This window comes from Bacillus sp. FJAT-14266, assembly GCF_001719225.1.
Classification (GTDB): domain Bacteria; phylum Bacillota; class Bacilli; order Bacillales; family Bacillaceae; genus Bacillus; species Bacillus subtilis.
The window spans coordinates 3,518,976-3,540,199 of the sequence record NZ_CP017072.1; the positions used below are offsets into that span (position 1 = coordinate 3,518,976).

Here is a 21,224-nt window from a genome sequence, read left to right on the forward strand (position 1 = left end):
TTCCCCCTTTCAGTTAAGGCGTATACATATTCGGTTTTGGCTGTTCCGCCATGCCGTCTCCTAAAAAGAAGCTTGTGTGCGGCGGCTGGTTATAGGCGACATTTTGCCAGGCGATGCCAAGCCGGTACACCGGATCGTGCATCAGCGTATACAGCCTGTGCTCAGTCGGAATGGTCGTCGTGTAAATGCGCAGTGCACTGCTGTCCTCCGTTCTCCACACCACTTCCTCGCGCCAGTCACCGAGCAGATCAGCCTGAAGCGCCGGTGTTGCTTTTGTGCCGTTGTTAGCCGCTGCGCCTGATGCAGTCAGCACATTTTTCGATACGCCGTTTTGATAATCCCACTTATCAATTCGGTTGCTGTCCAGCTGTTCCCGGAGCAGATCGCCGTCCCACCAGATGCCGAAGTTGGTCGAGGACGGAACCCCGCTTCCGATTTTGACCCCTTTCGCCGAGTAGAGAGAACCGTTTGCCCACACCTCCTGTCCCGGATAACGCGGGTCAATATCAGCAGCCATTCCCCGGCCTACATCCTTGCCGGCATAAACGCCCCAAAGGATTTTTCCGGTTGCAGCATCCCGGAAAGATAAGCCGTATTTTGCATTTTTGTCCTCATGTACTTGAAACACCTCAAGCCCCGGCCGTCCCGGATCAAGATCTCCTGTATGGAGGGCATCCCCATGGCCTAAGCCGGTCGAGTACATGCCTTTCCCGTCATGATCAACAGCCATTGAGCCGAAAATAATCTCATCTTTTCCATCCCCGTCAACGTCCGCGATGCTCATGTTGTGATTCCCCTGTCCGGCAAACGCTTCATTTCCTGACTTTGAGGAGTCCAGCGTCCAAAGCTTTGACAGCTTTCCATCCCTGAAGTTATAGGCAACTAGCATGGTTTTAGCGTAATACCCTCTGGTCATGATCAGGCTCGGCCTCTGTCCATCAAGGTAGGCAATGCCGGCGAGAAAACGGTCAACACGGTTGCCGTAGCTGTCTCCCCAATCCGACACATTGCCGCGCGCCGGTTCAAAATTTGCGGTGACAAGCTCTTTCCCGGTTGAACCTTGAAACACAGTGAGATATTCAGGGCCTAAAAGCACACGCCCCTGTTCATTTCTGTAATCTGCATTGGCATCTCCAATTACTTTGCCCGTGCCGTCTTTTGTCCCGTCTGCCGTTTTCATTGCCACTTCTGCTTTTCCGTCACCATCAAGGTCATACACCATAAACTGGGTGTAGTGCGCGCCCGCTCTGATGTTTTTGCCGAGATTGATCCGCCATAACTTTGTGCCGTCCAGTTTATACGCGTCAATCAGCACGTCACCCGTATAGCCATCCTGTGAATTGTCTTTTGAGTTAGACGGGTCCCATTTCAGGATCAGCTCGTATTGCCCGTCACCATCCACATCGCCAACACTTGCGTCATTAGCGCTGTACGTGTAAGCTTCACCCTTTGGCGTCGTGCCGCCAGCCGGTTTATCCAGCGGGACGGAATGATACGGCTGCGCCCATACGGAGGCTTTTTCAGAAGCCGGCTGTTCGGTACCGTTTACAACAGCCCGAACCCTATACGTTGAGCCCGCCGATCCGTTTTTATCCACATAGTTCGTGGTTTTGACAGGCGCAGCATTCAGTTTTTGCCCGTCTCTGTACACATTGAACAAAACAGATGCGTTTTCAGTTCCAAGAAACCGCCAGCTGACAAAAATGCCCCCGTCCGTCTTGACCGCTACAAGCCCCCGGTTCAGCGCTTCCATCTGCCGCGCTGCCCCTTCAGCTTTCACAGGACATACAGAGGTTCCCATCACCAACAAGACCAGCAACGTAACAGCGGTAAACATGCGTTTCCTTCGTGTAATCATCAGACAGCTCCTTCTCATTTATCTGTAAGCGCTTACTTAAATTGGATTTTATGCGCTGTGTGAGCTGTCTTCAATTTCACTTTTTTGCATCTGCCTATTTCGGACACTGCACTTTTTTGCGTATTTGTCATTTTTTTGTTACCCGGCTTGATGGTGCTGGGCCTCCGTCTTTTGAAATCCCCTAAGAGCAAAAAACATCAACACAAGCCCAAATAAACACGGGCCGTAAAATGGGATCAGGCCAGGAAGCGTATACAGCAAATAAAGGACAAATCCGCACCCGATCAGCATACAGCCAGTTGTCAGCGGTCTCATGGCGCCAAACAGCAGTGCCTGCGGTATATATTTGCGAAGCGGGAGCTGGTAATGCACATAAAGGGGAAACACATACATCAGCGCGATGATATACAAAAGCCCTGCAAGCAGCGTGCAGCTTGTTACGGCAAAGGACAGCCAATCCGTACTGGCAGAAAAATAATGATAGTTCGCGGACAATATGAACAAAAGAGCCGAAAACGCCAATCCGATCGCATTAACCTTGAGAAACTCTTTTTTATAGGTATCGAGAAATAACGGAAATATCAGGACATCCTTTTGCCCCATCAGCCATTTCCTTATAACGGCACACATCGCGGCTGTGCTCGGCGCCCATCCGAAAAGAACGCCGCCCAAAAGTGTAAACAACAGCCACAGCCCGTTGAGCCATGCTATTTTCACCACCGCTTCGCAGCCTGCATAAAGCGCGTCCGTTACAGTCGTCTTCATCTTCTCACCGCTTGATGTACGGCAAAATCCCTGTAAGCTGCTTTCATGGGGGCCATCTGCCGGAACCCGATTTTTCCTTTTGTTAACACAGGCCCATATGTGCTGCCGTCGTCCATCCACTCAAGAATGGGCAGACCATTGATTGAAAAGTGCACATAGCCTTTGTCTTTGATCAGCTTCATACGATACGGAGAATCAGCGTCGTCTGGAGAAGGCAGCGGATCGGCCCCCATTGCGGCGAGGTGGAAACCGCGGCTTTTTCTTAAATTGCAGGTGCGGAACGCTCTTTCCCCCGCGTATTTTCTGCGGAAATACGACAGGTGGAGAGCGTTGATGTCCCCCGAATGATACTCGGGGTATTTTCCCGTTCTTTTCTGGAGACTTGGATCAAACAAATCCTCGCCTCCCATTCCCGCAGCAGAAAAAAACAGCATACACAATCCCGGCTGCTCGATCGGAGAGAAGTCCCATGTCACAATGATGCCGTCTGGAAAGGTTTCCGGACACCAAAAGACAAAGTGCGCTTCGTCCTGGACATGTGACAGGTGCAAGCTGTGATCGTCAAATGAGATCTGTCCGCCTCCCTCCATCCGCCAGTCCTTTACATCACTAACTGACCGGAGCGGATTGTGGTACAGGCACGCGCCTTCCTTATACATGTTCTTTCCCCTCCCGGCTCACAAGATGGTCCTTAAGCGGAAGTCCGAGCTCTTCAATGCCTTCTGCCACAAGCTTCGCAACCTCCATTGCACCTTCTTCCGAAAAATGCGTATTGTCCTCAATGCCGTCCGGGTAATTCGGATGTTCATTCGGCTGAAACCAAACGAACAATCGCTTCGACTCCTCCGGCCCGTATGCTTCATACAGCACCTTTGTTTTCGCAAGCAGATCAATCACAGGTACATCGAGCTCCTTCGCCAGTGCTTTCATCGCATCGGGATACTCACCGAGCGTATGCTCGATCCGTCCGTTTTCATCAAAGCGGCGGCGCTGCACCGATGTGACGAACACAGGATGCGCGCCCTTTTCGCGTGCCGTATCTGCAAACAAGGTAAGAAACTGCTGAAATGTGGAGTACGGCTTCGTCCCCCGCGGTTTTTGGTCATTGTGGCCGAATTGAATCAACAAATAATCGCCTTGTGTGATGCGTTCGGCAATTGCTTGAAGCCTTCCTTCCTCCACAAAAGAATTGGTGCTCGCTCCACCTTTGGCATGATTGCGGACCAGCACACCTTCAGAAAACAATTGCCCGAATACCTGCCCCCACCCCGCCATCGGCGCTTCATGAGGCGGGCAGTCACTCACAGTGGAATCTCCCGCTAAAAATACTTGAATCGGTTTTTTCATCACATGTTCTCTCCTTTCACGGCGTTTCCTGATACATTTGCCTGAAGACACCCGGCGGCATGCCGACCTGTTTTTTAAAAATCCGGTTAAAGTAATTGTGGCGGTAGCCGACTTCTTCTGACACGTCATGAATTTTTTTATTCGTATTGACCAGCAGTTCTTTCGCCTTTTCGATTCTGATCTGGGTCACATAATCGATAAAATTAATGCCGGTCACTTGCTTAAATGCCTTGCTTAACGTATATGAATTCATGCCAAGCGCATCGGCACAGCTTTCCAATGAAATGTCCGCCATATACTGTTCGTGAATCATCGCAATCACACGTTCTGCCAGCTGCTTTTGCTGTCTGTTTTTTCTGCCCTCAAGCTTGGAAAGGTAAGGCGTCACCACTACAACCATCAGCCAGGCCGCCGCTTCATTAGGTTCGCGCAATTCTGAAATATCAAGAAACGGATTCCGGTGCTGAAATAATTCGCTGGGATTGAGCCCGGAATGCAAAATATCCTCCTGAATGCGGGAAAACAGCTGAATCAGGGCGGAATGCACATGCCTGTCTATGGCTGCCTTTTCCGCCAGTTCCCTCATACATCCATCTATCAGTTCCTTGGCTTCCTGTTTTCTTTCCAGCCGGATGGCCTGAACAATTTGTTTTTCCAGCTCAAAAGGGTAATAAGGAGCGAACTGCTCATCCTGAGGGAAGTCGGCCTGCAAATCAATGACCTGATCCCGGTTAGCAAACTTCCTGCGGGATTTGCCGCTTTTCACATTCTGAAATAAAGAAGGGATTTCCGTGATACGCTCCGTTTTGCTGCTCAATGTCGAGGTCAGACATAGTCCGGTTACATCCCCAAATTGGCGTGCCAGCTCCGTTATATACGCCTTCAGATCAGAGCTGTTTGTTTTCATCACAAGAATGGTGACAGAAAGCCGGCCGATATCAAGTATAGAGAGCTGAAAAACGCGTTTGGTCGCCAATTCCTCAGCCAGATTGGTCAGGGTAAACACGGCAAGCTGTTCATCACCTTCACGGAAGATGCTTTTTTCACAACGGAGCCCTGTCACCTGCAGATCAAGCACATGAAACACGTTTCCGCCGATGTTCCAGCCAGCCTCCTCCATCCGAGATCTGAGACTGTCCTCGTTGTCATAGTAAAAATCCCCCTGCAAGAGGTGCTGCAAAAAACTCTTTTTCATATGGGGCGTCTGCCGCAGGAGCTGCTCTTGGAGCTTCCGGCTTTCAAGGGATAGATCCTGCCATCTCTTTTCAATCCACTTGAATTCATCCTGCCCGGACGCCTGCCATACTTTCTTCTCTCCACCGGTAAACAAGCCAAGCAAATGCTGAATGGGACGATAGATTTTTTTTGATGCATACCATGTCATGCATACCGCCAAACCGATGCAAATGACCAGCATCACGATGATCACTTTTGATAAAAACACCATCGGCGCTGTAATAGCTGAAAGAGGCGCCGCTGACACAAAGGTCCATTGCTGATGCATCCGGTTCATTTCTCCAAAGGAGACAGAATACACCTTGCCTTCCCATTCCATCTGAAAATGACCTTTCTCAGCAGGCTGTTTTTTTATCTCATGAAGTAAAGTCTTTTCAAAATCTTTTTCCCCCTCATGAAACAGCACCTCTCGATTTTGATCTAAAAGCAGCGCACTGCTATCAGGATAGGGGGACAAGCTTTGCAGGATTGATTCCATTTCTTTCGGATCAACCGCCAGCATGATCGCGCCGAACGGTTTCTCCGCCGCGCCCGGAATGAGCTGGATCAGCATCGCTTGGTTTCTCGACCGTTTCCAATAAATGCTGTGGTCTGAGGCAAGCAGCGAGCGATACTTGCGAAGCGCCTCCTGTTCTGTCAAAGCGCTGTATTCAGGGCTCAGCACAAGTGGCCGGGGGCTGTTCAGAAAGATGGAAGCCTGCTTGATCAGCGGCTGCTGGTCCCGCAAAAGAAACAGCTTTTTCGTTAATTGATAGGAGAACGTAAAGTCTTTCTCCAAATCCCTCTCGGCCAATCCGTTCATCAGTGAAGAATCGTAGGCCATCTGGGTGAGTGCCAGTTCAAGCACTCCCAGCTTCTCATCCATTCGGCTGACCTCACGCGCCACCTGAGTTTCATGCGATCTCTGCAGCTCTTTCTCCACCTTGTCGATCGAAAGAAAGTAGATTGCGCCGCCAGTCAGCAATCCGGGAATACAGGCAATCAGCAAAATGAAGACAAAGTTTCTTTTGAAATACGTTCCCTTCCAGCGAGAAACCCGTTCCTTCTGTTGAGGCTGTTTTTTCATCCCTTTCCCCCCGCCGCTGTCTTTACTGATACACGCGTTTTTTCGTTTTCAAAACATCAGCAAGAAACGTCAGCGCAAGTCCCTGCCCCCATCCTTGTATTCGTTTGTAAGGCACCTGTTTGTATCCTTCGGCATTTTTCATGACAGCTGTCCCGGCAGATACCTTGCTGACCCGTCCGTCCTCTTCCACCGCATCCAAAATGGCGGCAAGCGATTTCTGCACATATTTTGTATACAGCTTTCCGCTCGATATCAAAGCAGAAGCAATACCCGCTGATGCCGAAACCTCCAGATAAGAATCCGGATCATCCAAAATCGTATGCCACAGCCCTGATTCATCCTGAAGCCGGACAAGCGCGCTCAGCTGGTCTCTGAGCGATCCGTCGATGATCATAAAGGAAGGATGTGTCACCTCAATGAGCGGGAGCGCCTTTGCCATCGTGAGTGCCGCCCAGCCGTTCGCCCTGCCCCAATAAATCCCCGACAGATGATTTTGCGCTTTGTTGTCCCAGGCGTGGTAGTACAAATTCGTGACAGGGTCCTGAAGCACATCCTCATGTCCGTGAAACTGGCGCAGGCCGTCTTCAAAATAATCCTCACGCTCCATGATCCGCCCAATTCTCAGCATAAACAGCCCAGCCATCATCAGCGTATCCGCCCATGCCTGCTCAGGAAACACATATTCTGCCGCATTCACCGTATGCTGAAGGATACCCTCGCCAAAGCGCGGCGCCTTATGCAGCACATATTCCGCCATCTCGGCCGCTGTTTCCAAATACACGTCATCACCCGTCACCTTGTGGAGGAACAAAAGCGTATGCCCGATGGAAACTCCGTTAATTGAAAGCGGCGGCAGCCCATCCTCCAGCTGTTCATCCACCCATGTTTTTAACAGATTGATATATTCCTCGTTTTCCGTCGCTTCATAGGCCTCCGCCACGCCGTAAAACGCGACGCCGCCCGGCCAATCCCACGCAAAATCCATCTGAAATGTCCGTTTCACGATCCGATCAATGACGGACGTCACCTTTTCTTCATCAAAGATAAGCTGTGCCATCTGCAACACTCCTTTTTATTTTAATCCGGTCGTACTGATGCCCTGAACGATATATTTCTGAAACAAAAAGAAAACAAGAATCACAGGCAATAACGAGACGGCCGACATGGCAAACATCGCGCCCCAGTTCGAAGCCGACTCTGTATCGAGAAAAAGCTTCAGCGCAAGTGAAACAGGATAAAGCTCCGGCTTATTCAAATACAAAAGCGGTTGAATCAGCTCCTCCCACTTCCAATAGAAGGAGAAAATCGCAGACGTCGCAAGCGCGGGGGCAATCAGCGGGAGAATGATTCGCCAAAAGCAGGCAAAGCGCCCGCATCCGTCGATTCGCGCGGCTTCATCCAGCTCCTCGGGAATCGTCCGGATAAACTGGATCATCAGAAAGATAAAAAACGCATGCCCGAAAAATTGCGGAACGACAATTGGTTTAAAGGAATTCAGCCAGTCTAATTTCGCAAACATAATATACTGCGGAATCATCAACACTTCATGAGGCAGCATTAACGTCCCCATCATGCATGCAAACCAAAATTTTTTTCCCTTAAACGGTATACGCGCAAATCCGTACGCAATGACAGCCGATGACAGGACGGCACCGATTGTTGACAGTCCGACAATAATCGCCGAGTTTTTAATAAACGTCAGAAACGGCTGTCCCGCGATACCCTTCCACCCTTCAGCATAGTTACTGAGAATAAAAGGGTCGGGAATGAGAGAATGTGAGGTTGTAAAAATACTGGCGCTTTCTTTAAACGAGCTGACAAACAGCCAAATAACCGGGTACAGCAGCAACACCGCCAGCGTTGCCGTAAAAACATGGAACAGTATGCGGTTGGGCCTGACGCGCCCGACTTTTTTTCTCTCAAAAACCGGGACTTCTCTGACAGGCTGGTTGACCGGCTCCATCCGTCATTCCTCCTTTGACTCGTAATGAACCCAATATGACGATGTTTTAAACAATATGAGCGTAATCAGCCCGACAATGACAAGCATGACCCACGCCATCGCCGATGCGTAGCCCATTTGAAAATAGTTAAACGCCCGCTGGAACAAATAGAGCGAATAGAGAAGTGTCCCGTCAAGCGGCCCGCCCTCGCCCTTCGAAATGATATAGGCAGGTGTAAATGTCATAAAAGCAGAAATCGTCTGCATCACTAGGTTAAAGAAAATAATCGGTGTAAGGATCGGAAGCGTGATCTTGAAGAAACGCTGCACCCGATTTGCCCCATCCACACTTGCCGCTTCCAAATACGAAGACGGAATGTTTTTCAGCCCGGCCAGAAAAATCAGCATTGACGACCCGAACTGCCAGACGGACAGCAGAATCAATGTCCACAGCGCACTTGTCGGATTCTGGTACCAAAGAATTTTTTGATCAATCCCGACAAAAAACAGCAGCGCATTGATGACCCCGTCATTGCCAAAAATATTGCGCCACATAATTGCCACGGCGACGCTCCCGCCGATGATCGAAGGCAGATAAAAGAGCGTTCTGTAAATGGCCGTTCCTTTTGCTGCATTGTTTAAAATGACAGCGATAAAAAGCGCGAAGCCGAGGCGGAGCGGAACCCCGGCAAGCACATACGTAAATGTCACCTTCAGAGACTGCCAATACTTTTCGTCACCCGTAAACATTTCCTTAAAGTTGTCGAGCCCGATCCATTTCGGCGCCGTAAACAAGTCATAGCTCGTGAAGGACAGAAACAGGGACGCCCCCATCGGGATCACCGTAAAGCATAGGAACCCGATGATAAACGGAGAAATAAAAGCATATCCCGCCAGATTGTCTTTTCTTATACTCCGGCTTTTTTTCATTGCGTCAGCCCCATTTCCCGTCAATTATTCCTCTCTAATATCTCATTGGCCTTTTTTCGGAACGTTTTGGCGGCTTTTTCCGGCGATACCTTCTGATACAGAATCTGATCTGACGTATCCTTCAGCAGCTTGATGACCTCCGCGCTTCCCACAGGCTCTGGCGGATCGGCTTTGCTGATGTTTTTTGACGCGGTTTCTACATACTCCACGATGTTGGCTTCTTCCTCATTCAGCTTCGGTTTAATCGCATCCGCCACCTTGTCGGAGACTGGAACGCCTCGCTCGCCTTTAATCAGCTGGTTCGCTTCCTCATTATTCACGAAGAAATTAATAAATTTCGCTGCCTCTTTTTTATGCTCAGAGCTTTTCGGAATGGAAAACAGCATACTCGGCTTCAATGTCAGCGCCTTTTCCTTCATTTGCTCCGGCGGCAGATAGAGAGACAGCGGCGAGTCTGTCAGCCGGGCAAAGCCCAAATATTGATTGGAGTAGTTCCATGTAATCGCTGACTTGCCTTTGACGATAAAATCGTCTTCCATCCCTTTAATCTGTGCGCTTTCATCAGGTGTTGGGGACGTTTTCGCTTTCACCAGCCTCAGCTGCCGTTCAAAGTAATCGACAAACAGCTGATCATCTTGATACGCGAGGCCAGTGCCGTCTTCTTTATAAAAGCGCTCACCCTTTGTGCGCAAATAATAAGGGAAGAAAATATCAGGCGGATGCATTCCGTTGGAACCGTAGACACCGGCTTTTTCCTGAAGATCATACGCCAGCTTCTCGTAATCCTCCCACGTCCAGTTTTCCTGATTGATAGACACACCGGCTTTTTTCAGCAAATCTTCATTGGCAATCACAGACAGCACGTTGACACCTAGCGTAAATCCATAAAGCCTATTGTCGATTTTTCCGCCTGACAGCATATTCTCGTCGATTGAACTGACGTCAATCGTTCCATCCTTTGTATACGGCGTTAAATCCTCCAGCTGGTTCTTCTTTCCGTATTGGGCTAAGTAAGCGGTATCCATTTGAATGACATCCGGAAGCTGGCCGGCGGCAGACATGGGCGCGAGCTTTTTCCAGTAGTCATCCCAGTTCGCAAATTCCGCTTCAATATGGACGTGCGGATTCTTTTTCTCGTAAAGTTCAATTACCTTTGTTGTATAATCATGCCTTGGCTGCCCGCCCCACCACGCGATTCTGAGTGTAACGTCTTCTTTTTTTCCCGAGGCCTCTTCACCCGCTGAACATCCGCTGAAAAAAAAGACGCAGACAAGGGATAACAGCACGTAACAAATCTTCTTCAAACCAATCCCCCCTTTAATGTAAGTGCTTACATTTTATTTTAAAGCGTTCGGATAGGGCGAAACACTCAAAAAACAGTGGCGAAAGTCAAAAAAACAGAGATGGCTATCCTGCGGAAGCGCCTCCCTGTTTTCTTCTGAATTCTGACGGTGTCAGACCGGTATATTTTTTAAAAACAAGACTGAAATACTTCGGATTATCGCCAAACCCGATTTCTTCAGCAATTTCTGAAACGCTCACGTCCCTCTTTATTTTCATCTGCTTCATCGCATGCTCAAGACGCACCCGTGTAACATATTGGGAAAATTTCTCGCCTGTTTCCTGCTTAAATAACTTCCCGAGATAATCAGGATTCATAAACAGCATATCCTTCGCCGCCCATTTTAAGGATAGATTCGGATTTCCGAGCTCGTCGGCAATAAGCCTGATCATTTTTGAAATCACTGCGCTCCCATGCAGGTCACCAGACGCTTCAGCTGTGTCACGAAACAGCTGCCCCGCGTGCCGGAGTTCTCCCGCCTGACTGATGGCCAGCTTGCGGGTTGCAAAAACCTCCGCCACCTTTTCAGCGGCGTTCTCCTCTACGGCGAGTACGGTCCATTCTCCGCTGCTGCAAACCGCTGTCAGTGCCGACCCGAATGCCTCTCTGGCTGCGGCATCAATAGATTGTTCCCCTTTTAAGATCAAGAGGCGGATCTTTTTTCCGGCAAGTGAAGGCGGCGGAGACAGCTGGGCCACACCGGCGATCAAGCCTTCCAAGTATTGATCGGCTGCAAAGGAACGGATATGGTCCAGCTCGTGTTTCAGATGGGCTGTTTTCTTTTCGTGCACATCTTGCCGCTTCAGCTCAGCAATGATTTCCTCCAGCGAGCTGATAATCTGCTGTTCATTGCAGGGCTTCAGCAAATAATGCTTCACCCCATATTTCATGGCTTCCTTTGCGTACTCAAACTCTCCAAACCCGGACAGGACGATAAATTGCACCGACGGGCTGATGGCCGACACCTTTTTGATCAACTCAAGTCCGTCCATGCCGGGCATTTTGACGTCTGTGATGACGATATGCGGCTGCTTATGTACAATCTTTTCATATGCTTCATGTCCGTTCTGCGCTTTACCGATCAATGAGGCGCCAAGCGACTCCCACTCAATGATTCCCGCCATTCCATCAAGGATAATCCTCTCATCATCAGCCAGCAGTATTTTATACATCACACCACCTCATTTCGGCACGGTATTGTGATCACAATCCTCGTCCCCTTTTCATGCTCACTATGAATCCGCAAGCCGTATGGCTCTCCGAATGTCAGGCTGATGCGCTCGCGAATATTCCAAAGTCCGATTCCTCTTCCGCCCGTTGATTCAAGAATCCGTCCATCCATGCCAGGGCCGTTATCTTCGACCGTCATACAGACACAGCCCTTCACCTTTTTCGCCTGAATCCGGATGGCGCACGGCCTTGTAAAGGGTTCAAGCGCGTATTGAATCGCATTTTCCGCAAGCGGCTGGAGCGTCAGTTTCGGAATGAGGCAATGCTTGACCTCATCGTCAATATCCAACGTGAAGTTCAGACGCTCTTCAAATCGAAATCGCTGAATGGTCATATAGTGGAGTACGATGTCCGCCTCCTCCTGAATGGTCACGATATCCTTCTTCATATGTATGCTGTTTCGCAGAAGAAAACCGAGCGATTCCACCATTTTTGAGATTTGCTTTTGCTGATTCGCCTTGGCCAGCCAATTGATGGACTCGAGCGTGTTATATAAAAAATGCGGATTGATCTGGGCTTGCAGTGCTTTCAATTCGGTTTCTTTAATGATGAGCTGTTTTTCCACATTTTCTTCCATCAGCTCATTAATCCGTTTCATCATGACAGTAAAATGACGGTTCAGCATGCCGGCCTCATCCTGTGTATGTTCCGGCAGAGAAAGCGACACACCTGCTTCAATGCCGCCGTGCTGCACCGATTTCATCGCGGTCACAAGCTGTTCAATCGGCTCCGTGATGCTGTTGGCGATTTTCCTTCCGAAAAGCAAAACCACACAGAAAAAGAGGAGAAAGCATGTGCCGATCACTGTTTTCATAAAGGAAATTTTCGCGAATATCTGATCAAAGGGGATAACGTTATAGTAGCTCCAATTTTGGTAGGATGATTGAAGATAAGAAATAAAGTAACGTTTGCCATTCTTTTTTATCAAGTCATAACCGGGGTGCTTCAGCGTCTCTTTTGCTGCCTCAGGAACATGCGCTGATGCATGTGCCGTATACACCAAATTCCCGCCTTGGTCAGCAATCATAATGTCTCCGACTGAATCGCCCCAATCCTTCGGCACATCACGAATCATTTGTTTTACATTGACTTGGATCAGCACCATGCCCAAGCCGTTCAGACTCAGCTGGTGATAGGACCTGATCTGCCGTGCTGAAATCAGGACAGGATCTGACCCGCCGAGCGTCATCCAAAGATTTCTTCCATTTTTCGCTTTCACTCGCTTAAATACCTCTTCCTGCTCCTGCTGCAAAAGATCTGAAGAACTGCTTCCGGCTGAATACTCTGAGCCGCGGGCATCAATCACATGAATGGAATCGATGTACTTTTCATCGCTGGCATATCCAGCCAGCTGATCCCAGAGCTCCTGCTTCATTTGATACTGATCGTACGTATCATCGCGATTTTGCATGCTCAGGATGCGCTGAATCTGTTCGTCCGTAATGATTTCATATGACACATCCTCTATCTTCTTCAGCTCGTCTTCGATCCTTTCAGAAGACATCCGAAGCACCTCCGAGGACTTGCGGTAAATCTGCTCATCATACACATGAAAGGCATACTGGACCCCGCTGTATACAAACAGAAAGGATACGGCCATAATCAACGATAGAAACACAAACAGCTTATCCTTAATCTTCATCCGCCTGTACCAGCCAGCAACTCTTTTCTTCATGCCGCCTTTTCTTTCTCCTGCCGCTGATCCATTGACCGAAACGCTTTAAAGGACAGCTTCGTTAAGATCAGGCTGAGTAAACTCCCGCTGAAAAACAATAGAAACGTGACATGAAACAGAACGAGACAAAGCACACCGACAGCGCCCGCCGCCATCAAAAGCGTCACCGCCGGACGGCTGAAAGCAATGAAAAAGCTGATGCTCAGCACCTCTCTGATTTTTACGTCAAAATGAGAAAATACCGGGAACACATACAGCACAACAAACGCGAAAATCAAACTAATGCTCAGGAATACATTGACGAGCACAGGCTGGTCCATCTGTGCCGCTATCCGCATATCCGCAAACAGAAACAGGGCAGCCGTCACAACGATAAGCCCGAGGATCTGTGATGCCCGCCATTCCTTTTTAAACGTCCGAAAAAAGACAGAAAACACCGGGGCATCTGTATTCCCCTTCGCCCATTCTCTCGCCACTGTAAACATCGCGGCAGTAGCGGGCATCAGCCCAAACACAACCAGGCCTGCAAGAGAAAACAAAATCCAAAGCACATTCAAATAGGCCAATCTCATCACCCACGTACAAAAACCATTCAGCCCATTTGTCACACTGTGTATCATCAACATCACCTTCCCGCTTTGGAAAACGCTTTCATTTTAAAGTAATATGTATTTCTCCTTTCGAAAGAAAATTCCTGCCGGTCTGTGAAAATTTCGACATGATGAGAGACGGCAGCAGCCTTATCTTTTCCTGTAACGCCGGATGGCCTTATCGATCAAATATCCGGCAATGGCTCCGAAAATGACATTGAATCCAAGCATTCCGAGCGCAGCCCCTTCCCAGCCGCGTACATACACGAGGCTCTACCAGATCAGAAACACACCAAGGACGATCAGCCCGGCCAACATCCATTCCGGCCGACTTTTGTCAGGAAATCTCATCCGCATCAAAACGGATACGCCAGCAAACAGACAAGCCGTCACGATCCCTGTCACAAATAATATTGCCCACACATCGCCTGCCCTCCCTTTTAGAAAAAGACAAAAAAGCCCCCTGCAAAGGACGCTTATTCTGCCGTAATCTCTTTCTCAAACAAATGATATCCGGACGCATCAGCACCCATGAATTCATATCCCATACGCCGATAAAAGGAATGCAGGGCGTCGCTATCAGCGACACAGTCAAGCCGGATCCGCGTTTTTTCCGGAAAGTGTATGCCCGTCTCCGCCCATTGAAGGACGCGGGCTCCAAGCCCCTGTCCCGCAAACCGGCGGCTTACTGCGAGGCGATGCAAATAAATGGACTCCTCATGCCCATCGTCTCCCCAAAGCGCCCGGTCCCACTCGCTCGGTTCAGGCAGCAGCATCACGACAGCCGCAAGCTCTTCATCTTTTTTAAACACAAACACATGTCCCTTTTCAATTGACCCCGTGATATCATGTATATCTTGCCCTTTTAGAAGTCCGCTCCATTGGTTAGAACCCCGATCCCGGAGCCATTCAGCTGTTCGGACGAGCAACCCGGTAATCGATTCTGCATCCTCATAGACGGCCGGACACGCGTAAAATCCATCTGCAATCGTTTCGTTCTCAATCTTAAAAGCTGACATAAAGGCCTCCCAATCAAAAAGTAAGCTTGCACACACATCTTGATTATAATGCAGACCAAACTGCAAAAACAGACCATTTTCTCTGTATGTAAAAGGGTGTATGAAAGAGAGGCCAATCTGCCTATTAGAAAATCTTCTTTTTATCCCGTTCTTCTTTTAAAATTTCAACCGCTTCTCTGAAGCGCATAGAGTGTACGATTTCACGCTCACGCAAAAAACGCAGGGAATCGTTTAAATCAGGATCATCCGAAATATCAATCAGCCATTGATACGTCGCCCGCGCCTTTTCTTCTGCGGCAATATCTTCGTATAAATCGGCAATCGGATCGCCCTTCGCTTGGATATAGCTCGCGGTAAACGGCACGCCCGCCGCATTATGATAAAAAAGCGCGCTGTCGTGATTGACGTAATGATCGCCAAGCCCAGCTTCACGCAGCTGCTCCGGTGTGGCGTCTTTTGTTAACTTATAGACCATGGTCGCAATCATTTCCAAATGGGCAAACTCCTCCGTGCCGATATCTGTTAAAAGGCCGATGACCTTATCAGGAATCGTATAACGCTGGTTCAAATACCGGAGAGCTGCGGCCAGCTCGCCGTCCGCTCCGCCATACTGCTCAATCAAATACTTCGCCAGCGTCGGGTTGCACGTACTGACCTTGACAGGGTATTGCAGCTTCTTTTCATACACCCACATTCAGGCATTCCTCCTTATACTTGCCACGGCCATGGCCCTTTTCCCCAATCCCAATCCTTGCCCGCGGGGCTGTTTCCGAACTGCAGAAGCGGTCCGTAAGAGGATTCGAACTGTCTTTTTAAGTGCCTTGAATAGCCGGAATATTGATTGAATTGCTTCAGCGCATCTTCATCATGAGGATGTGTATTTAAATAAAGACTCAGCTCAACAAGCACAAAATCAGCAGCCTGTATTTGCTCAAGCTGACGATAATATTCGGCGTCAACCTTTTTTGCCATGTGCGTCTCCCCCTCGATAAGGGTTTTCATAAAAATCATAGAGATCCTTCCAAAGGGTGCCTTTCCTCAAAGCCTCCATCGGCGAAAACTGCTCCATGTGCTCAGGCTGAAAGGTCATATAAAGGTTAGGGGGCGTTCTGTAATATTTCTTCCCTATAGGCGGACAGGGATCAAAACGGCTGTGAAAGGGCGTATATGATTTGACAGGCGTAAACGGCTGCATATCCTTCATTCCGGCTCCTCCTTTCTCAAAAACAATGACCTTAATAGGTATGAGGCAGGAGGCAGGATTATGACTGAAACACGACTTAGCTTTTTCAATAAGAAGACCTTCGGAAGCGCCGAAGGTCTTTCTAGACTATTTAGTCTGAAATAAGATCAGTGTTTCCAATACACAGCATGAGCAGCCGCAAACTCTGACAGCGAACGAGGTTCTTTTCCCGTCACACGCTTCACTGTATCCGTTACCCGATGTTCCGCACCATGGCTGATTGCCTCATCAAGCTTCGCCATAAAATGGGCATAATCCGCGGGCAAACCTCCTGCCTCCATTTTATGCTGCAGCTCGGAACGAGAAATGCTGACATGCTCCACCCGGCGTCCCGCCGCAGCTCCAATGATCTCCGCCGCTTCGGCATAGCTCAGCGCCTCGGGACCTGTCAGAATATGATGTGTTTGATGAGGAACATCATCAATCAAAGCCCTGACGGCTGTTTCTGCGATGTCATCAGCGTCAATAAACCCAAGTTTTCCTTCACCCGAAGCCGTTGTGATGCGCCCCTCCGTTTGAATAGACATGCGATGCTGGACATTGATGAAATTTTGCATAAAGTATGAGGGCCGCAGCACCGTCCATTCTGGAAACTCGCGCACTGCCTGGTGAAGCGCGCCAAACACGGGACCGTTCTCGGAGACAACAGACGCACTTTGCATCACTACCCGCTTTGCGCCGAGACGCTTTGCTTCCTTTAAAAAGGGAAGCACATAGGGAGCCGGATCAAGTACACCAACCGGAGCAACAAGATAGATGTCTTTTACCTGTTCCAGAGCAAGCGTAAAACTAGAGGCATCCTTCCAATCAAAATACACATACTCCGCACTTGCAAGCGCGCCCTTTTTTCGGCTTGCAATACGCACTCTGTATCCCAGCTTTATTAAACGGCTGGCGATTCGACTGCCGACTGTGCCAGTCCCGCCCGTGATTAAAATCGGATTCTGTTTCATCATTTCCCACTCTCCTCTGTTTGCAAAAATGATCCTCCAAAGGCCTCTTTTACAACAAGCGGATTCCAATAATCCTTATAACGCACAATGCAGCCGTCTCTCGTTTCGATGACACTGATATAACTTTGGCGATAAGGCAGTCCAGTCTCAATCACATGGCCGTCACATTGAAACTCCGCAATCACTGTATTCGAGTCTGCTGAACGGTACACTGTCGGAGTGGTAAATGAAGAAAGATGAATCTGCTTAGGATAATCCTTAATATAGTTGTAAATGGCCGCTTTTCCTTCTATTTTTTTTGGTGATCCCTCCGGCGCATAAGGAAACTCAAATACAGCATCCTCATCCCAAAGCTCCATCCAGCTCTTCATGTCCTTCTCAAGCATATAAGCCATAAACTTTCTCAATGTTTCACATGCTTTTTCAAACTCATTCATCAACATTCATCATCACCTCATTTTTATTTCTAGACTATTCAGTCCAAAAAGTACATACATGGGCAAAGAATCCTTTACCACATGTTAATCAAGCACTGATAAACTCACGTCAACATGGTCCTGAAGCCGATCCATATCTGCCGTCACTTTTGCAATAAATGTCAGTGACAGCCTGCTCTGATTCAGGTACCGGGCGAGCGCAGATATATCAGGATCTTCGCCATTCAATTCTCCTTGATCCTTCGCCCTTAAAAGCGCCTGATAAAAAGCGTCCTCAAGCTGCTTGGATTGTCTTTCAAAATACCGGGCAAGCTCAGGGTCATGCGGGATCTGTTCAATCGCACTGTTCATAATGTAGCACGCCTTCGCCCGTTCAGGATCCCTCAAAGCATTGACACCTTCCTGAAAAATATCACGAATGGCTTCTTTTACAGCTCCTGGCGCTTCAAGCCTTTCCATAACGGCAGTGTTTTTCCCTTCAAGATACGTTTTCACAGCGGACAAAAACAAATCACGCTTCGTGCCATACGTATCATACAAGCTCTGGCGCGCAATGCCTAAATGAGAGAGCAGATCCTGAAGAGACGTTCCTTCGTAGCCATACTCTCCGAAAACCTCTATCGCCCTGTGAAGAACAAGCGCCGTATCAAATTCTTTATTCCTCCCCAAAAGACGATCACCTCCCGAAACAAATGTTACCAGTTTCCAGACTGAACAATCAAGAAAAAAAGATAAAAAACACTCTTGATCTGCAAGAGTGTCCTCTTTATACCATCATCTTCTTTATTTATAACCGTCTTTTCCCCAGTGGCCCATATGGTGGTGATGGTGGCCATAATGACCATCATGATGGTGGTGGTGATTATCCTTTCCAACATGGTGATGATGGTGATGAAGGTTATCTTTTCCATCATGATGATGGTGATAATAGTGGTGATGGCCATCATTTTCATGGTGCATGTTCGGATAACTTACAGTTCCCGGAGAGCCTCCATAGCCGCCGCTTGGGTAACCACCGTACCCACCACCATAGCCCGGATACCCGCCGACTCCGCCATGTATGCCATGATCTGGGTAGCCTCCATACATGCCATAGCCCGGATAGCCTGTGCTTTGCATGCCATAGCCCGGATAGCCAATACCAAAGCCCTGATAATGACCAAAACCAGGTCCGCCATACATATGTCTTGTATCAGTCATATTCACTCTCTCCTTCACATAGGTTACAGTCCAGAGTATGAGAATATCTTACAGATCGTATAGGCGGCCGCCTACATACAGCTAAAACAATTTCCAGGACAAAAAAAGCAGGCCATAACAGCCTGCTCACTCCTTACTCACCTAAATCAACGTTATGATATACCTGCTGAACATCTTCCAAATCTTCTAATGCATCAATCAATTTTTCAAACTGTTCCTTTGCATCATCCGGAAGCGTTACTTCACTTTGCGCAAGCATTGTCAGCTCCGCTACTGTAAATTCCTCGACACCCGCGTTTTTAAACGCCTCTTGCACCGCATGGAATTGATCAGGCTCAGCATATACGATCACGCTGTCATCCTCTTCTAAAATGTCACGTACATCAACATCCGCTTCCATCAGGATTTCAAGCGCTTCGTCAGCAGTTTTGCCTTCCACACCGATTACAGCCGTCGCATCAAACATGTAAGCAACAGATCCGCTCACACCCATGTTTCCGCCGTTTTTCCCGAACGCCGCACGCACTTCCGGCGCCGTACGGTTTACATTATTCGTCAGCGCATCAACGATAATCATTGATCCGTTCGGCCCGAAGCCCTCATAGCGAAGCTCATCGTAATTCTCTTCCGCTCCGCCCTTCGCCTTCTCGATCGCACGTTCAATGATGTTTTTCGGCACGCTGTAAGTCTTCGCACGCTCAAGCACAACCTTCAGCGCCTGGTTGGATTCCGGATCAGGCTCGCCCTGTTTCGCCGCCACATAAATCTCACGGCCAAACTTCGCATAAATCCGACTCGTATTTGCGTCCTTAGACGCCTTCTTCTCTTTAATATTGTTCCACTTACGGCCCATGATGTTCCACTCTCTTTCATATATATCAATCTAAATACTGTTATTCACTTTATCCATTATACCTCAAATGGTTTGGTTGTTTCGAGTGTCTTGCGTTAGAAATAGAAGGAATGCCGCGATGTGGAAAATGGAACGTCTTCCGTAAAGCAAGAAAAAGCCCTAGCTAAGGGCTTTCTTCTGATCACTGAGTTTGTAAGGGGAATGATCGATATACGTCGTATTTCGATCTGTTGATTTCTTAAATCCGCCGGAGTTTGTCAGGGTTGGAAACGACATGCTTCCGAAAACTAGAGTAACAGCTAGGCACATCATCACTTTTTTCTTAATAGGCATATAAACACTCTCCTTTTAGAATATCTTCTTGGGCTTTCAGCACTTTCCGATAAAACGCAGCGGCTTGTTCAAAGTGACAGCTGATTTCAAAAACAGCGGCAGCACTCCGGGCACATGCTTCAATGTACGCGTGCAGGTTCTTTTTTTCGAAATAGCTTATAAGATCATGAATTTTTCGTTCGTCAACAGTCTCCTTGTACACGGCCTGCAAGAACAGAAACAATTCTTTATAAAATTTGTGAGAACGTGCTGTGATATGGTCTAATCCTTCCTCTATGAACTGAAACGCCTTCTGTGTTTGGCCCGCTTTACATAATGTCCAGCTTAATCCAAACAAGACTTTCGGAAGCAGATCAGGCACTTTCTCTCTGCTTACTTTCGCCGCTTTTTGGAAATGTTCTACAGCCATCTGATCATCTCCTGATCTGTCATAGCTGTTCGCGATGTTCAATAGAGAAATGGCGATAAACCTGTCATTTTGAATGTCCATTGCCAATTCCAGCGCCGCCTCTAAATGCGGGAGCGCTTTATCATAATGTTTGAAATCATCATAGTTGCCGGCGATCACAAACAAGCTTTGTATCGTTCTAATGCTGTATAGGGGATTTTTTTGATAAATGTCTAAGGCTTGAAGAATATGATGCATCGACACATGGGTTTGCTTCATGTGATAATACGCTTCGGCCACTTTAAAATGGAATTCCGCTTTCTCAATTTCATCTGACACAAACGGCAGTTCTTTCTCCGCCTCGCGATAATACCCGATCGCTTCCACATATTCTTTTTGATCAAATTCATACATGCCGCGGAAAAACAAAGAGTAGTATTTCAAAAGGCCTGTGAGTTTTTTCTGAGGGGTCTCAATCGATTCAAGAAGCTCTGTCACTGTAGGGCGATTCCCGTAAGGTTGTCCCGGCTCCAAATAATCCAGCATCAGCTGGTGCCGGAAACACATCAGAGAATAATAGATCAGCAAATCCTGATCCTCTTCCATCCTCTGAATGTCCTGCTCCACCTCCGCTTTCAGAACCTCAGCATCCGGAACACTGAACTGGCGAATCATTTTATACCATTCATTAATCTTAACACCAACACGCGAAGACGGTATGGCTTGACTCAACGGCTTCCCTCCTTCTCTATGAGATATGTCATATTCTATCAATCCCAAATTTTGAAAACAATACAGAAGGAAGAAATTGTTTTTT

23 protein-coding genes and 1 pseudogene are annotated in these 21,224 nt (G+C 48.2%); all 24 read right to left on the reverse strand.

The genetic code is table 11. From position 1 onward, the window contains the following. Positions 1–13: 13 nt before the first annotated feature. Complete coding sequence (gene rhgW / locus BGM23_RS18235) at positions 14–1,858, reverse strand: rhamnogalacturonan lyase (protein WP_029726633.1); 1,845 nt, start codon at positions 1,856–1,858, stop codon at positions 14–16. Positions 1,859–1,996: 138 nt separating this feature from the next. Continuing rightward, a complete protein-coding gene (locus tag BGM23_RS18240) occupies positions 1,997–2,623 on the reverse strand; it encodes a YesL family protein (RefSeq protein ID WP_029726632.1) in 627 nt (208 codons plus the stop codon). Further along, positions 2,620–3,282, reverse strand: coding sequence for a YesU family protein (locus tag BGM23_RS18245; protein ID WP_029726631.1), 663 nt, complete (start codon positions 3,280–3,282; stop codon positions 2,620–2,622). The genes BGM23_RS18240 and BGM23_RS18245 overlap by 4 nt, the downstream gene beginning before the upstream one ends. Then, positions 3,275–3,973, reverse strand: coding sequence for a rhamnogalacturonan acetylesterase (gene rhgT / locus BGM23_RS18250; protein ID WP_080477801.1), 699 nt, complete (start codon positions 3,971–3,973; stop codon positions 3,275–3,277). Before rhgT ends, BGM23_RS18245 begins: the two co-directional genes overlap by 8 nt. Before the next feature lie 13 nt (positions 3,974–3,986). Then, on the reverse strand, positions 3,987–6,272 hold the full coding sequence (gene yesS / locus BGM23_RS18255; RefSeq protein ID WP_046664338.1) for a transcriptional regulator YesS: 2,286 nt from the start codon (positions 6,270–6,272) through the stop codon (positions 3,987–3,989). Positions 6,273–6,294: 22 nt separating this feature from the next. Then, positions 6,295–7,329 (reverse strand): rhamnogalacturonyl hydrolase YesR, encoded by a 1,035-nt coding sequence (gene yesR / locus BGM23_RS18260; RefSeq protein ID WP_038428562.1) that lies wholly within the window; start codon positions 7,327–7,329, stop codon positions 6,295–6,297. Positions 7,330–7,344: 15 nt separating this feature from the next. After that, positions 7,345–8,235, reverse strand: coding sequence for a carbohydrate ABC transporter permease (locus tag BGM23_RS18265; protein WP_046664339.1), 891 nt, complete (start codon positions 8,233–8,235; stop codon positions 7,345–7,347). A 3-nt stretch (positions 8,236–8,238) separates the two neighbouring features. Beyond that, entirely contained in the window at positions 8,239–9,168 is a 930-nt protein-coding gene (locus BGM23_RS18270) for a carbohydrate ABC transporter permease (protein WP_003233835.1), read from the reverse strand. After that, positions 9,165–10,448 carry an ABC transporter substrate-binding protein gene (locus tag BGM23_RS18275; protein ID WP_029726628.1) on the reverse strand — a complete coding sequence of 428 codons (1,284 nt, stop codon included), beginning with the start codon at positions 10,446–10,448 and terminating at the stop codon, positions 9,165–9,167. Before BGM23_RS18275 ends, BGM23_RS18270 begins: the two co-directional genes overlap by 4 nt. 103 nt (positions 10,449–10,551) lie before the next feature. After that, on the reverse strand, positions 10,552–11,658 hold the full coding sequence (gene yesN / locus BGM23_RS18280) for a two-component system response regulator YesN (RefSeq protein ID WP_029726627.1): 1,107 nt from the start codon (positions 11,656–11,658) through the stop codon (positions 10,552–10,554). Then, positions 11,658–13,391: a two-component system sensor histidine kinase YesM gene (gene yesM, locus BGM23_RS18285; RefSeq protein ID WP_029726626.1), complete on the reverse strand. Its 1,734-nt coding sequence runs from the start codon at positions 13,389–13,391 to the stop codon at positions 11,658–11,660. Before yesM ends, yesN begins: the two co-directional genes overlap by 1 nt. Continuing rightward, positions 13,388–14,017 (reverse strand): YesL family protein, encoded by a 630-nt coding sequence (locus BGM23_RS18290; RefSeq protein ID WP_082359967.1) that lies wholly within the window; start codon positions 14,015–14,017, stop codon positions 13,388–13,390. Before BGM23_RS18290 ends, yesM begins: the two co-directional genes overlap by 4 nt. 114 nt (positions 14,018–14,131) lie before the next feature. Further along, positions 14,132–14,435, reverse strand: a pseudogene (locus BGM23_RS18295) (YesK-like family protein). Between the two features lie 22 nt (positions 14,436–14,457). Beyond that, entirely contained in the window at positions 14,458–15,000 is a 543-nt protein-coding gene (locus tag BGM23_RS18300) for a GNAT family N-acetyltransferase (RefSeq protein WP_019712805.1), read from the reverse strand. A gap of 124 nt (positions 15,001–15,124) precedes the next feature. Next, on the reverse strand, positions 15,125–15,694 hold the full coding sequence (gene cotJC / locus BGM23_RS18305) for a spore coat protein CotJC (RefSeq protein WP_003233850.1): 570 nt from the start codon (positions 15,692–15,694) through the stop codon (positions 15,125–15,127). A 14-nt stretch (positions 15,695–15,708) separates the two neighbouring features. Further along, a complete protein-coding gene (gene cotJB, locus BGM23_RS18310; RefSeq protein ID WP_003219491.1) occupies positions 15,709–15,972 on the reverse strand; it encodes a spore coat protein CotJB in 264 nt (87 codons plus the stop codon). Beyond that, positions 15,956–16,204 (reverse strand): spore coat-associated protein CotJA, encoded by a 249-nt coding sequence (cotJA, locus tag BGM23_RS18315; RefSeq protein ID WP_003219489.1) that lies wholly within the window; start codon positions 16,202–16,204, stop codon positions 15,956–15,958. Before cotJA ends, cotJB begins: the two co-directional genes overlap by 17 nt. A 146-nt stretch (positions 16,205–16,350) precedes the next feature. After that, on the reverse strand, positions 16,351–17,199 hold the full coding sequence (locus BGM23_RS18320; RefSeq protein ID WP_029726624.1) for an NmrA family NAD(P)-binding protein: 849 nt from the start codon (positions 17,197–17,199) through the stop codon (positions 16,351–16,353). Beyond that, positions 17,196–17,639, reverse strand: coding sequence for a nuclear transport factor 2 family protein (locus BGM23_RS18325; protein ID WP_029726623.1), 444 nt, complete (start codon positions 17,637–17,639; stop codon positions 17,196–17,198). Before BGM23_RS18325 ends, BGM23_RS18320 begins: the two co-directional genes overlap by 4 nt. A gap of 78 nt (positions 17,640–17,717) precedes the next feature. Further along, the gene (locus BGM23_RS18330) at positions 17,718–18,302 is read right to left on the reverse strand and encodes a TetR/AcrR family transcriptional regulator (RefSeq protein WP_029726622.1); all 585 of its coding nucleotides are present in this window, start codon (positions 18,300–18,302) and stop codon (positions 17,718–17,720) included. A gap of 114 nt (positions 18,303–18,416) precedes the next feature. Then, positions 18,417–18,833 (reverse strand): spore coat protein YeeK, encoded by a 417-nt coding sequence (gene yeeK / locus BGM23_RS18335; RefSeq protein ID WP_029726620.1) that lies wholly within the window; start codon positions 18,831–18,833, stop codon positions 18,417–18,419. Positions 18,834–18,966: 133 nt separating this feature from the next. After that, on the reverse strand, positions 18,967–19,686 hold the full coding sequence (locus BGM23_RS18340; protein ID WP_003233863.1) for a YebC/PmpR family DNA-binding transcriptional regulator: 720 nt from the start codon (positions 19,684–19,686) through the stop codon (positions 18,967–18,969). Between the two features lie 159 nt (positions 19,687–19,845). After that, on the reverse strand, positions 19,846–20,019 hold the full coding sequence (gene phrH, locus BGM23_RS18345; RefSeq protein ID WP_029726619.1) for a phosphatase RapH inhibitor PhrH: 174 nt from the start codon (positions 20,017–20,019) through the stop codon (positions 19,846–19,848). Continuing rightward, on the reverse strand, positions 20,009–21,139 hold the full coding sequence (gene rapH / locus BGM23_RS18350) for a response regulator aspartate phosphatase RapH (protein ID WP_029726618.1): 1,131 nt from the start codon (positions 21,137–21,139) through the stop codon (positions 20,009–20,011). Before rapH ends, phrH begins: the two co-directional genes overlap by 11 nt. Between the last annotated feature and the right edge of the window lie 85 nt (positions 21,140–21,224).

Coding starts and splice junctions, on each gene's coding strand:
- rhgW (WP_029726633.1), bottom strand. CDS start 1,858: ATGATTACACGAAGGAAACGCATGTTTACCGCTGTTACGTTGCTGGTC.
- BGM23_RS18240 (WP_029726632.1), bottom strand. CDS start 2,623: ATGAAGACGACTGTAACGGACGCGCTTTATGCAGGCTGCGAAGCGGTG.
- BGM23_RS18245 (WP_029726631.1), bottom strand. CDS start 3,282: ATGTATAAGGAAGGCGCGTGCCTGTACCACAATCCGCTCCGGTCAGTT.
- yesS (WP_046664338.1), bottom strand. CDS start 6,272: ATGAAAAAACAGCCTCAACAGAAGGAACGGGTTTCTCGCTGGAAGGGA.
- yesR (WP_038428562.1), bottom strand. CDS start 7,329: ATGGCACAGCTTATCTTTGATGAAGAAAAGGTGACGTCCGTCATTGAT.
- BGM23_RS18265 (WP_046664339.1), bottom strand. CDS start 8,235: ATGGAGCCGGTCAACCAGCCTGTCAGAGAAGTCCCGGTTTTTGAGAGA.
- yesN (WP_029726627.1), bottom strand. CDS start 11,658: ATGTATAAAATACTGCTGGCTGATGATGAGAGGATTATCCTTGATGGA.
- yesM (WP_029726626.1), bottom strand. CDS start 13,391: ATGAAGAAAAGAGTTGCTGGCTGGTACAGGCGGATGAAGATTAAGGAT.
- BGM23_RS18290 (WP_082359967.1), bottom strand. CDS start 14,017: ATGTTGATGATACACAGTGTGACAAATGGGCTGAATGGTTTTTGTACG.
- BGM23_RS18300 (WP_019712805.1), bottom strand. CDS start 15,000: ATGTCAGCTTTTAAGATTGAGAACGAAACGATTGCAGATGGATTTTAC.
- cotJC (WP_003233850.1), bottom strand. CDS start 15,694: ATGTGGGTGTATGAAAAGAAGCTGCAATACCCTGTCAAGGTCAGTACG.
- cotJB (WP_003219491.1), bottom strand. CDS start 15,972: ATGGCAAAAAAGGTTGACGCCGAATATTATCGTCAGCTTGAGCAAATA.
- cotJA (WP_003219489.1), bottom strand. CDS start 16,204: ATGAAGGATATGCAGCCGTTTACGCCTGTCAAATCATATACGCCCTTT.
- BGM23_RS18320 (WP_029726624.1), bottom strand. CDS start 17,199: ATGATGAAACAGAATCCGATTTTAATCACGGGCGGGACTGGCACAGTC.
- BGM23_RS18325 (WP_029726623.1), bottom strand. CDS start 17,639: ATGTTGATGAATGAGTTTGAAAAAGCATGTGAAACATTGAGAAAGTTT.
- yeeK (WP_029726620.1), bottom strand. CDS start 18,833: ATGACTGATACAAGACATATGTATGGCGGACCTGGTTTTGGTCATTAT.
- BGM23_RS18340 (WP_003233863.1), bottom strand. CDS start 19,686: ATGGGCCGTAAGTGGAACAATATTAAAGAGAAGAAGGCGTCTAAGGAC.
- phrH (WP_029726619.1), bottom strand. CDS start 20,019: ATGCCTATTAAGAAAAAAGTGATGATGTGCCTAGCTGTTACTCTAGTT.